The following is an 11,906-nucleotide window of genomic DNA, read 5'->3' on the forward strand; positions in this document are numbered from 1 at the left end:
CCCCGCGGCCGCACGCCGCGATGGCTTCCACGCCCCGTCCACCGGTCTTCACCGGCACCCTGGTCCTGCTGGTCGGCATCGTGCTGCTCGGCGGCGGCGGCTGGTTGCTGGTGCTGGGCGGCTCGCCTTATTACGCCGTCGTCGGCGCCGGGCTGCTGCTGACCGGCGTGCTGCTGATGCGCGGCCAGGCGGCGGCGCTGGGTGTCTACGCGCTCGTCGTCGCCGGCACGCTGGCCTGGTCGCTCTGGGAGGTCGGGCTGGACTGGTGGCCGCTGGCGGCGCGCGGCGACGTGCTCTTCGTGCTCGGGCTCTGGCTGCTGATGCCCTGGGTGCAGCGCGGCCTGTCGGGCGAGGACGACTGGCGACGGCGAGCACGCCCGCGTGTGCCGGCGGCGCTGCTCGGCCTGGCGCTCGTCGCCTTCGCGCTGGTGGCGCTGGCCTCGGCGGTGCACGACCCGCACACGCTGGCCGGCAACGCCCCGCCGGCGCTGTCGCGCAGCAGCGTCGAGCGCTCGGTGCCCGATGGCGAATGGCACGCCTGGGGACGCACCAACGCCGGCCGGCGCTACTCGCCGCTGACCCAGCTGACGCCCGAGAACGTCTCGCGCCTGAGCGTGGCCTGGCATTACCGCACCGGCGAACAGCGCGGCCGCCCGGGCGAACCGGTGGAGACGACCTACGAGGTGACGCCGCTGAAGATCGGCAACCGGCTGCTGCTGTGCACGCCGTTCCAGACCGTCATCGCCCTCGACGCCACCACCGGCAGCGCGCTGTGGCGGCGCCAGATGCCGATCGCCAACCCGGGCAAGCTGGCGCTTCAGCACCAGACCTGCCGCGGCCTGTCGTACCGTCCGCCGCCCGAGGGCCGCGCGGCCGGCGACTTCTGCGCCGCGCGACTGTTCATGCCGACGATCGACGGCCGCGTGCACGCGCTGGACCTGGCCAGCGGCCGGCCCTGCGAGAGCTTCGGCAGCGGTGGCTCGATCGACCTCTGGGACCGCATGCCCGAGCGCCGGCCGGGCGCGTACTACTCGACCTCGCCGGTGGCGGTGGCCGGCAACCGCCTGATCGTCGGCGGCACGGTGCTGGACAACGTCTCGGTGCACGAGACCTCGGGCGTGATCCGCGCCTTCGACGCCGAGACCGGCGCCTTGCTGTGGAACTGGGACCCGGGCCGGCCGGACGTCACCACGCCGCTGCCGCCCGGCGAGACCTACACGCCGAGTTCGCCGAACAGCTGGTCGGTGGCCGCGGTCGACGAGACCATGGGCCTGGTCTTCCTGCCGATGGGCAACCAGCCGCCCGACCAGTGGGGCGCCCAACGGGGCCCGGCCACCGAACGCTTCTCGTCGTCGGTGGTGGCGCTGGAACTGGCCACCGGCAAGCTCAGCTGGGTGTTCCAGACCGTGCACCACGACCTCTGGGACTACGACGTGCCGGCCCAGCCCAGCCTGCTGGAACTGCAGGTCGGCCGCGAGACGGTGCCGGCGCTGGTGCAGCCGACCAAACAAGGCGAGCTCTTCGTGCTCGACCGGCGCAGCGGCCGGCCCTTGCTGCCGGTGAGCGAGCAGCGTGCGCCGCAGGGCGCGGCGCCGGGCGACCGCACGGCCCCGACCCAGCCGGTGTCGGCGCTGTCGTTGGCGCCACCGCCGCTCGCCGAACACGACATGTGGGGCGCGACGATGTTCGACCAGCTCGCCTGCCGCATCGCCTTCAAGCGCCTGCGCTACGAAGGCCGCTTCACGCCGCCGTCGCTGCAGGGCACGCTGGTCTACCCCGGCAACTTCGGCGTCTTCAACTGGGGCGGCATCGCCGTCGACCCGGTGCGCCAGACCGCGTTCACGACGCCGACCTACCTGGCCTTCGTCTCGCGCCTGGTGCCGCGGCCCGACGACCATTCGCTCGTCGTTCAACAATCGGCCCGCCCGCAGGACAGCCTGCCCGCGCTGAACGAGAACTTCGGCGCCCCGTACGCGGTGCAGCTGTCGGCCTTCACCTCGCCGCTGGGCATCCCCTGCCAGGCACCGCCCTGGGGCTATGTCGCCGGCGTCGACCTGGTCAGCGGCCAGCGCATCTGGCAGCACCCCAACGGCACGGTGGAAGACCTCGCGCCGGTGCCGCTGCCGTTGCGCATGGGCGTGCCCAACCTCGGCGGGCCCATCCTCACCGCCGGCAGCCTGGCCTTTCTGTCGGGCACGCTGGACGACTACGTTCGCGCCTACGACGCCGCCACCGGCGAGGAGATCTGGCGCTCGCGCCTGCCGGCGGGCGGCCAGGCGACGCCGATGAGCTACCTCGGCGAGGACGGCCGGCAGTACCTCGTCGTCGTCGCCGGTGGCCACGGCTCCTTGGGCACACGCGCCGGCGACCACGTGATCGCCTACGCGCTGCCACGCTGAGTCAGCGCCGCGCAGGCACGCGGCGCGGCACCGGCTGGCTGCGGTCACCCGGCAGCAACTGCTGCGGCAACTGGGCGAAGGTCCAGCTCGGCCCGTCACGCGAGATCAGCCAGACCAGATCGAAACGTTCGTCCGGCCAGCGGCGCGGCACGTCCGGGCGTTGCAGCAGTTCGTCGGCCAGCACCGGCAAGGCCTCGTGGCGCCAGCAGACCAGCACCGGCCCTTCGAGCGCGCGCAGCGCGGCGGCCACCTGCGCCGGATCGTCCTCGGTCGACCAGCGTTCGTCCACCGTGACGCCGAGCGCCTGCGCCAGCGGCGTGACGGTGGCATAGGGGCGCACCGAAGCGCCGGGCGGCGTGCTCCGCGCCGCGATGACGTGCTGCGGGCGCCGGATCGCCGGCAGCCAGGGTGCGGCGAAGAAACGCACCAGCGCGCCGGCGCGCTGCCAGCCGACGACCGACAGCGAGGCCGGGTCGGCCGTACCGTCGGCGGCGACGCCGGTTTCGGCTTCACGCGGGTTCTCGGCGTGGCGGATCAGCATGATCAGGGGCGAATCGGTCATCGTCGGGCGGCAGCGGCAGAATGGTCCGGAACCGGGCAAGCGCGATGCCGCGACGACAGATGAACGAGATACGGGTCGGACTGATCGGCTGGGGCAGCGCCGCCGCCACCTTCCACGCGCCGCTGCTGCGCGCGACGCCGGGGCTGCGGCTGGCGGCCGTGGCGACACGCTCGCCGGACGCCGCGCGGGCATCGGTGCACGCGGCCTGCGGGGCGGACGTCGCCGTCGTCACGCCGCAGACGCTGATCGCCGATCCGTCGCTGGCGCTGGTCGTCGTCGCGACGCCGAACGACAGCCACCACGCGCTGGCCGATGCCGCGCTGGCGGCCGGGCATCACGTCGTCGTCGACAAGCCGTTCACGCTGGCGCTCGGCCAGGCGCAGGCGCTGGCCGAGCGTGCCGCGGCGCTGGGGCGGCAGCTCTGCGTCTTCCACAACCGACGCTGGGACGGCGACTTCATGACGCTGCGCGCCTTGCTCGCGGACGGCGTGATCGGCCGCCCGGTCGAGTTCGTCTCTCACTTCGACCGCTTCCGCCCGCAGGTGCGTGAGCGCTGGCGCGAGCGTGCCGGCCCGGGTGCGGGGCTGTGGTTCGACCTCGGGCCGCATCTGCTGGACCAGGCGCTGCAGCTCTTCGGCATGCCGGCGGCGATCGATCTGGATCAGGCTCGCCAGCGCGACGGCGCGCAGGTCGACGACTGGTTCTGCTGCCGCTTGCGCTGGGACCACGGCCCCTTCGGGGGACTGCGGGCGCGGCTCCAGGCCGGCATGCTGGCGGCGAAGCCGGGGCCGAGGTTCCTGGTGCACGGGACCGAGGGCAGCCTCGCGATCGAAGGCCTGGACCCGCAGGAGGCAGCGCTCAAGCAGGGAGACGATCCCGCTGCCGCCGGCTGGTGCCACGACGACACGCGCTGCGCCAGGCTGTGGCGCGGGGCCGACGATGTCCAGACGCTGCCGCTGCAGGCCGGTGCCTACCCGCTCTTCTACGCCGCCGTGCGCGACGCAGTACAGGGCGGCAGCGCGCTGCCGGTGGCGCTGGACGAAGCCTTGGCGGTACAGCGGCTGCTCGACGCCGGGCTGGAAAGCGCGGCCCGCGGCCAGCCGCAGCACCTGGCCTGAACGGGGATCGGCGTGGCGTAGCATCGCCCGCCACGAGGACCACGATGTCGACGAGCCCTGAGCACCTGCTGATCATCGACCCGCAGAACGACTTCTGCGACCTGCCGGCTGCGTGGTGCGGCCGCGATCCGGCGAGCGGCGCCACGTTGTCCCCCGCACTGCCGGTGGCCGGTGCGCACGAGGACATGCTCCGGCTGGCCGACTACATCGACCACCACGCCGAGCGCATCGACGCGATCACCGTGACGCTCGATTCACACCACCGCATCGACGTCGCGCATCCGCCGTTCTGGCGCCGTGCCGACGGTGGCGACGTCGCCGCATTCACCGCGATCAGCGCCCAGCAGCTGCGCGACGGCGTCTACCTGCCGCGCGACCCCGAAGCGCTGCCGCGTGTGCTGGCCTATCTGGAGGCGCTGGATGCCCGCGGGCGCTACGCGCTGATGGTCTGGCCCGAGCACTGCCGCATCGGCAGCTGGGGCCATCTGGTCCATCCTGCCGTGCAGGCGGCCTGCGAACGCTGGGAGGCCCGGCGTCTGCGCCCGGTGCACTACGTGTTCAAAGGCGACAACCCGTGGACCGAGCACTACAGCGCGTTCGAGGCCGAGGTGCCGGATCCGGACGACGCCGGCACGCGCCTGAACACCGCACTGCTCGACCGGCTCGACCGGGCCGCTGCGCTCGTCGTCGCCGGCGAGGCCGGCAGCCACTGCGTCCGCGCGAGCGTCGAGGACCTGGTCGAACACCTGCCCGGCGCGCGCCCCGAACGCATCGTGCTGCTCACCGACTGCATGAGCCCGGTGGCCGGGTTCGAAGCGCAGCAGGCCGATTTCTTACATCGCATGTCAGCACGCGGCGTGGCGCTGCAGACCAGCACCGACCGCCGAGGCCCGACGTGACCCCTGTTTTCACCAGCCTGCTCGAGACCGATCTCTACAAGTTCTCGATGTGGCAGGCGATGCTGCATCGCCATCCGGCCACCCAGACGCAGTACCGATTCCTCTGCCGCAACCAGACCGCTTTCCCGCTGGCCGAACTGGCCAGCGAGGTCGAGCGCGAGGTCGAGGCGCTCTGCACGCTGTCCTTCCGCCCCGACGAGCTGGCCTATCTGCGCACGCTGCGCTACCTCAGCTCGGACTTCATCGACTTCCTGCGCATCTTCCGCTTCCAGCGGGACTTCATCCGCATCGGCAGCGACGGCCCGAACCTGGCGATCAGCGTCGACGGTCCGCAGGTCCACGTGATGGCCTTCGAGATCTTCGTGCTGGCCATCGTCAACGAGCTGTACTTCCGCCGTGTCGCCGGGCCGGACGCGTTGGTGGAAGGGCGGCAACGGCTGGCCGCCAAGATCGAGCGCCTGCGTGAGTTCGCGGCAGAGCCGCCGCGGCGGCACCCGTTCCGTTTTTTCGATTTCGGCCTGCGCCGGCGTTTCTCCGGGGCCTGGCATCGCGAGGTGCTGGCGACGCTGAAACAGGAGTTGCCGGAGTTCTTCACCGGAACGTCCAACGTGCTGTTGGCGCGGGAACTCGATCTGGTGCCGATCGGCACGATGGCGCACGAGTATCTGCAGACCTTCCAGGGCCTGGGGGTGCGCCTGCGCGACCACCAGAAGGCGGCGCTCGAGTCCTGGGTCCAGGAGTACCGGGGCGACCTCGGCACGGCGCTCACCGACGTGGTCGGCATGGACGCCTTCCTGTCCGACTTCGACCTCTATTTCGCCAAGCTCTTCGATGGGCTGCGCCACGATTCGGGCGACCCGTACGTCTGGGGAGAAAAAGCGCTGGCGCACTACGCCAAGCTCCGCATCGACCCGGCGAGCAAACGCCTGGTGTTTTCCGACGCGCTGGACATTGACCGCTGCCTGAACCTGTACCGGCACTTCGCCGATCGCACCCAGTGCGGTTTCGGCATCGGCACGCACCTGACCAACGACACCGGGCTGCGCACGCTGAACATCGTGATGAAACTCGTCAGCGTCAACGGCCAGCCGGTGGCCAAGATCTCCGACGCACCGGGCAAGACGATGTGCGACGACCCGGGCTTCCTGGCCTATCTGCGCCAGGTGTTCGGGATGCACAGCCACTGAACTGCTGCAAGCGGCCGCGATAGGCGAGTCCTGAGGGGCGCGCCTTGCGCGCTGCTGGGTTTCCAGCTGCTTGCGGTTAGCCGCCCTTGGGAGCACGGCAGCCGTGCACGACTTGCCGTCCGGAGCGATAGTCCGAAATCGATCGCAAAATACAAAAAGGCCCGGTTCGTGAGAACCGGGCCTTCGAATAAATAGCCTGACGATGTCCTACTTTCACACGGGAACCCGCACTATCATCGGCGCAAAGGCGTTTCACTTTCCTGTTCGGGATGGGAAGGAGTGGGACCACCTCGCTATGGTCATCAGGCTTGACTTGTCGCCTCGCTGCTTCTTGCTGGGCAGCTAGGCCAATTCATAGAGCTTTGAAAATCAGCTTGTTCGATTGCGCTACTGGCATAACCCGTTTGACTCACCGTCAAAGTTATAGGGTCAAGCCGCACGAGCAATTAGTACCGGTTAGCTCAACGCATTACTGCGCTTCCACACCCGGCCTATCAACGTCCTGGTCTCGAACGACTCTTCAGGGGGCTCAAGGCCCCGGCAAGACTCATCTTGGAACGAGTTTCCCGCTTAGATGCTTTCAGCGGTTATCTCTTCCGCACTTAGCTACTCGGCAATGCCACTGGCGTGACAACCGATACACCAGAGGTGCGTCCACTCCGGTCCTCTCGTACTAGGAGCAGGCTTCCTCAATCTTGCAGCGCCCACGGAAGATAGGGACCAAACTGTCTCACGACGTTTTAAACCCAGCTCACGTACCTCTTTAAATGGCGAACAGCCATACCCTTGGGACCGGCTACAGCCCCAGGATGAGATGAGCCGACATCGAGGTGCCAAACACCGCCGTCGATATGAACTCTTGGGCGGTATCAGCCTGTTATCCCCAGAGTACCTTTTATCCGTTGAGCGATGGCCCTTCCATACAGAACCACCGGATCACTTAGTCCTACTTTCGTACCTGCTCGACTTGTCAGTCTCGCAGTCAAGCACGCTTATGCCTATGCACTATTAGCACGATTTCCGACCGTGCCTAGCGTACCTTCGAACTCCTCCGTTACGCTTTGGGAGGAGACCGCCCCAGTCAAACTGCCTACCATACACTGTCCCCAACCCGGATAACGGGCCAAGGTTAGAACCTCAAACACACCAGGGTGGTATTTCAACGTCGGCTCCACGATACCTAGCGGCACCGCTTCAAAGCCTCCCACCTATCCTACACAGATCTGTTCAAAGTCCAATGTAAAGCTACAGTAAAGGTTCATGGGGTCTTTCCGTCTTTCCGCGGGGAGATTGCATCATCACAAACATTTCAACTTCGCTGAGTCTCTGGAGGAGACAGTGTGGCCATCGTTACGCCATTCGTGCAGGTCGGAACTTACCCGACAAGGAATTTCGCTACCTTAGGACCGTTATAGTTACGGCCGCCGTTTACTGGGACTTCAATCAAGAGCTTGCACCCCATCATTTAATCTTCCAGCACCGGGCAGGCGTCACACCCTATACGTCGACTTTCGTCTTTGCAGAGTGCTGTGTTTTTAATAAACAGTCGCAGCCACCGATTCTCTGCGGCCTCATTGGGCTCCCCAAGTAAATGGTTCACCTACTAAAGGCACACCTTCTTCCGAAGTTACGGTGTCAATTTGCCGAGTTCCTTCTCCAGAGTTCTCTCAAGCGCCTTAGAATACTCATCTCGCGCACCAGTGTCGGTTTGCGGTACGGTCGTCTATAGCTGAAGCTTAGTGGCTTTTCCTGGAAGCAGGGTATCACTCGCTTCGGCGGCAAGCCGCCTCGTTATCACCCCTCATCTAAGACCCCCGGATTTGCCTAAGGGCCACGACTACAGGCTTGAACCGGGACATCCAACACCCGGCCGAGCTAACCTTCTCCGTCCCCACATCGCACTATAGATCGGTACAGGAATATTGACCTGTTTCCCATCAGCTACGCATCTCTGCCTCGCCTTAGGGGCCGACTCACCCTACGCCGATGAACGTTGCGTAGGAAACCTTGCGCTTTCGGCGAGGGGGCTTTTCACCCCCTTTAACGCTACTCATGTCAGCATTCGCACTTCCGATACCTCCAGCAGACCTCACGATCCACCTTCGCAGGCGTACGGAACGCTCTCCTACCACTTGCACTTGCGTGCAAATCCGCAGCTTCGGTAACTGGCTTAGCCCCGTTACATCTTCCGCGCAGGACGACTCGATCAGTGAGCTATTACGCTTTCTTTAAATGGTGGCTGCTTCTAAGCCAACATCCTGACTGTTTTAGCCTTCCCACTTCGTTTCCCACTTAGCCAATTTTGGGGACCTTAGCTGGCGGTCTGGGTTGTTTCCCTCTTGTGTCCGGACGTTAGCACCCGGTGCACTGTCTCCCAAGCTGTACTCATCGGTATTCGGAGTTTGCAATGGTTTGGTAAGTCGCCATGACCCCCTAGCCATAACAGTGCTCTACCCCCGACGGTAATACTTGAGGCACTACCTAAATAGTTTTCGGAGAGAACCAGCTATCTCCAAGTTTGTTTAGCCTTTCACCCCTATCCACAGCTCATCCGCTAGTTTTGCAACACTAGTCGGTTCGGACCTCCAGCAGGTGTTACCCTACCTTCATCCTGGCCATGGATAGATCACTTGGTTTCGGGTCTACACCCAGCGACTAGACGCCCTATTCGGACTCGGTTTCCCTTCGCCTTCCCTATTCGGTTAAGCTTGCCACTGAATGTAAGTCGCTGACCCATTATACAAAAGGTACGCCGTCACCCTTGCGGGCTCCGACTTTTTGTATGCATGCGGTTTCAGGATCTATTTCACTCCCCTCCCGGGGTTCTTTTCGCCTTTCCCTCACGGTACTAGTTCGCTATCGGTCGATTACGAGTATTTAGCCTTGGAGGATGGTCCCCCCATGTTCAGACAGGGTTTCACGTGCCCCGCCCTACTTGTCGTACGCTTAGTTCCACAGAAGACTTTTCTCATACAGGGCTATCACCTGCTATGGCCGGACTTTCCAGACCGTTCTGATAAATCGACTGCTAAAACGTACAGGCTCCTCCGATTTCGCTCGCCACTACTTTCGGAATCTCGGTTGATGTCTTTTCCTCGAGCTACTGAGATGTTTCAGTTCACCCGGTTCGCTTCGCCACCCTATGTATTCAGATGACGATACCCTTGCGGGTGGGTTTCCCCATTCGGAAATCCCCGGATCAAAGCTTGCTTGCCAGCTCCCCGAGGCTTATCGCAGACTGCCACGTCCTTCATCGCCTGTAATCGCCAAGGCATCCACCACATGCACTTAGTCACTTGACCCTATAACTTTGACGCCGAAGCTCTCGCTTCAGACATCCGGTCAATGACAGATTTGAGTATTCACGCGTTATGCCGAACTTCAATTCTCGCGAATCAAAGTTTGTATTGACGCAATCAAACTGTCGCTGATGGCACGGCGCATCCCGAAAGATGCTTTCCATCAGCAACGCTGATTTTCGACTCTATGAATTGTTAAAGAACGACAGCCGATCTAAACGATCGAACCGCAAAACACTCAGACAAGTGCTTTGCGCTTCAAACGCTACGTGGGATTCTTGGTGGAGGTGAACGGGATCGAACCGATGACCCCCTGCTTGCAAAGCAGGTGCTCTCCCAGCTGAGCTACACCCCCAAGATGATGGTGGGTCTGGTTGGATTCGAACCAACGACCCCCGCCTTATCAAGACGGTGCTCTAACCGACTGAGCTACAGACCCGCACGCTCGGGAAAGTCTGTCGTCAACAACAGCCGATAAGTGTGAGCGCTTGAACTTGAGTGCTTTTTTCCAGAAAGGAGGTGATCCAGCCGCACCTTCCGATACGGCTACCTTGTTACGACTTCACCCCAGTCACGAACCCTGCCGTGGTAATCGCCCTCCTTGCGGTTAGGCTAACTACTTCTGGCAGAACCCGCTCCCATGGTGTGACGGGCGGTGTGTACAAGACCCGGGAACGTATTCACCGCGGCAAGCTGATCCGCGATTACTAGCGATTCCGACTTCACGCAGTCGAGTTGCAGACTGCGATCCGGACTACGACCGGTTTTCTGGGATTGGCTCCCCCTCGCGGGTTGGCAGCCCTCTGTACCGGCCATTGTATGACGTGTGTAGCCCTACCCATAAGGGCCATGATGACCTGACGTCATCCCCACCTTCCTCCGGTTTGTCACCGGCAGTCTCATTAGAGTGCCCTTACGTAGCAACTAATGACAAGGGTTGCGCTCGTTGCGGGACTTAACCCAACATCTCACGACACGAGCTGACGACGGCCATGCAGCACCTGTGTCCAGGTTCTCTTTCGAGCACTCCCACATCTCTGCAGGATCCCTGGCATGTCAAGGGTAGGTAAGGTTTTTCGCGTTGCGTCGAATTAAACCACATCATCCACCGCTTGTGCGGGTCCCCGTCAATTCCTTTGAGTTTCAACCTTGCGGCCGTACTCCCCAGGCGGTCAACTTCACGCGTTAGCTACGTTACTGAGAAGAAACCCTCCCAACAACCAGTTGACATCGTTTAGGGCGTGGACTACCAGGGTATCTAATCCTGTTTGCTCCCCACGCTTTCGTGCATGAGCGTCAGTGCAGGCCCAGGGGATTGCCTTCGCCATCGGTGTTCCTCCGCATATCTACGCATTTCACTGCTACACGCGGAATTCCATCCCCCTCTGCCGCACTCAAGCTATGCAGTCACAAATGCAGTTCCCAGGTTAAGCCCGGGGATTTCACATCTGTCTTACATAACCGCCTGCGCACGCTTTACGCCCAGTAATTCCGATTAACGCTTGCACCCTACGTATTACCGCGGCTGCTGGCACGTAGTTAGCCGGTGCTTATTCTTCAGGTACCGTCATCCTCCCGAGGTATTAACCCAGAAGATTTCTTCCCTGACAAAAGCGGTTTACAACCCGAAGGCCTTCTTCCCGCACGCGGCATGGCTGGATCAGGCTTGCGCCCATTGTCCAAAATTCCCCACTGCTGCCTCCCGTAGGAGTCTGGGCCGTGTCTCAGTCCCAGTGTGGCTGGTCGTCCTCTCAGACCAGCTACAGATCGTAGGCTTGGTAGGCCTTTACCCCACCAACTACCTAATCTGACATCGGCCGCTCCAATAGCGCGAGGCCTTTCGGTCCCCCGCTTTCACCCATAGGTCGTATGCGGTATTAATCCGGCTTTCGCCGGGCTATCCCCCACTACTGGGCACGTTCCGATGCATTACTCACCCGTTCGCCACTCGTCAGCACCTTGCGGCCTGTTACCGTTCGACTTGCATGTGTAAGGCATGCCGCCAGCGTTCAATCTGAGCCAGGATCAAACTCTTCAGTTCGATCTTGAATTTGCTCAATAGGAATTGAAGTGAACTTCACTTCAGTTTCCATGAGCGTTTAAAGTCACTAGGACCTCGAAGTCTTGCGACTTCTTGGCACTCGCCTTCAAACGCCCACGCTTATCGGCTGTATGTTGTTAAAGAACTTCGCCGCTTTCGCGGCGTCGCTGATCGTTACCAGCGTATATCTACAGAGACGGAAAGACCCGGTTCGCAAGAACCGGGTCTTCGAATAAATAGCCTGACGATGTCCTACTTTCACACGGGAACCCGCACTATCATCGGCGCAAAGGCGTTTCACTTTCCTGTTCGGGATGGGAAGGAGTGGGACCACCTCGCTATGGTCATCAGGCTTGACTTGTCGCCTCGCTGCTTCTTGCTGGGCAGCTAGGCCAATTCAT

Annotated in this window: 5 protein-coding genes, 2 tRNA genes and 4 rRNA genes; 4 read left to right on the plus strand and 7 right to left on the minus strand. The window is 63.1% G+C overall.

The features are described from left to right. Nucleotides 1-20 precede the first annotated feature (20 nt). Nucleotides 21-2,399 carry a membrane-bound PQQ-dependent dehydrogenase, glucose/quinate/shikimate family gene (locus RGE_RS17690; protein WP_014429823.1) on the plus strand — a complete coding sequence of 793 codons (2,379 nt, stop codon included), beginning with the start codon at nucleotides 21-23 and terminating at the stop codon, nucleotides 2,397-2,399. 1 nt (nucleotide 2,400) lies between these two features. Here the strand turns inward: RGE_RS17690 and RGE_RS17695 are convergent, their stop codons facing one another. Then, the gene (locus RGE_RS17695) at nucleotides 2,401-2,961 is read right to left on the minus strand and encodes a hypothetical protein (RefSeq protein ID WP_014429824.1); all 561 of its coding nucleotides are present in this window, start codon (nucleotides 2,959-2,961) and stop codon (nucleotides 2,401-2,403) included. 59 nt (nucleotides 2,962-3,020) lie between these two features. Between RGE_RS17695 and RGE_RS17700 the strand changes: the two genes are divergently transcribed. Genes RGE_RS17700 through pncB form a run of 3 tightly spaced genes read left to right on the plus strand, consistent with a single transcriptional unit; the run spans nucleotide 3,021 to nucleotide 6,165 of the window. Then, complete coding sequence (locus RGE_RS17700; protein ID WP_014429825.1) at nucleotides 3,021-4,079, plus strand: oxidoreductase; 1,059 nt, start codon at nucleotides 3,021-3,023, stop codon at nucleotides 4,077-4,079. A 44-nt stretch (nucleotides 4,080-4,123) separates the two neighbouring features. Further along, nucleotides 4,124-4,978, plus strand: coding sequence for a cysteine hydrolase family protein (locus RGE_RS17705; RefSeq protein ID WP_014429826.1), 855 nt, complete (start codon nucleotides 4,124-4,126; stop codon nucleotides 4,976-4,978). After that, nucleotides 4,975-6,165 carry a nicotinate phosphoribosyltransferase gene (gene pncB, locus RGE_RS17710; RefSeq protein ID WP_014429827.1) on the plus strand — a complete coding sequence of 397 codons (1,191 nt, stop codon included), beginning with the start codon at nucleotides 4,975-4,977 and terminating at the stop codon, nucleotides 6,163-6,165. Before RGE_RS17705 ends, pncB begins: the two co-directional genes overlap by 4 nt. A 194-nt stretch (nucleotides 6,166-6,359) precedes the next feature. Here the strand turns inward: pncB and rrf (RGE_RS17715) are convergent. From rrf (RGE_RS17715) to rrf (RGE_RS17740), 6 genes are all read right to left on the minus strand, one after another. After that, nucleotides 6,360-6,472 (minus strand): 5S ribosomal RNA (gene rrf / locus RGE_RS17715). Nucleotides 6,473-6,590: 118 nt separating this feature from the next. Further along, nucleotides 6,591-9,467 (minus strand): 23S ribosomal RNA (locus tag RGE_RS17720). Between the two features lie 276 nt (nucleotides 9,468-9,743). Continuing rightward, nucleotides 9,744-9,819, minus strand: a tRNA-Ala gene (locus RGE_RS17725). Nucleotides 9,820-9,826: 7 nt separating this feature from the next. Then, a tRNA-Ile gene (locus RGE_RS17730) sits at nucleotides 9,827-9,903 on the minus strand. A gap of 73 nt (nucleotides 9,904-9,976) precedes the next feature. Further along, nucleotides 9,977-11,505, minus strand: a 16S ribosomal RNA gene (locus RGE_RS17735). Between the two features lie 239 nt (nucleotides 11,506-11,744). Then, nucleotides 11,745-11,857 (minus strand): 5S ribosomal RNA (gene rrf / locus RGE_RS17740). The 16S, 23S and 5S rRNA genes sit together here with 2 tRNA genes alongside, the layout of an rRNA operon. Nucleotides 11,858-11,906 lie beyond the last annotated feature (49 nt).

The organism is Rubrivivax gelatinosus IL144 (assembly GCF_000284255.1).
GTDB classification, from domain to species: domain Bacteria; phylum Pseudomonadota; class Gammaproteobacteria; order Burkholderiales; family Burkholderiaceae_C; genus Rubrivivax; species Rubrivivax gelatinosus_A.

Coding starts and splice junctions, on each gene's coding strand:
- RGE_RS17700 (WP_014429825.1), top strand. CDS start 3,021: ATGAACGAGATACGGGTCGGACTGATCGGCTGGGGCAGCGCCGCCGCC.
- RGE_RS17705 (WP_014429826.1), top strand. CDS start 4,124: ATGTCGACGAGCCCTGAGCACCTGCTGATCATCGACCCGCAGAACGAC.
- RGE_RS17695 (WP_014429824.1), bottom strand. CDS start 2,961: ATGACCGATTCGCCCCTGATCATGCTGATCCGCCACGCCGAGAACCCG.
- RGE_RS17690 (WP_014429823.1), top strand. CDS start 21: ATGGCTTCCACGCCCCGTCCACCGGTCTTCACCGGCACCCTGGTCCTG.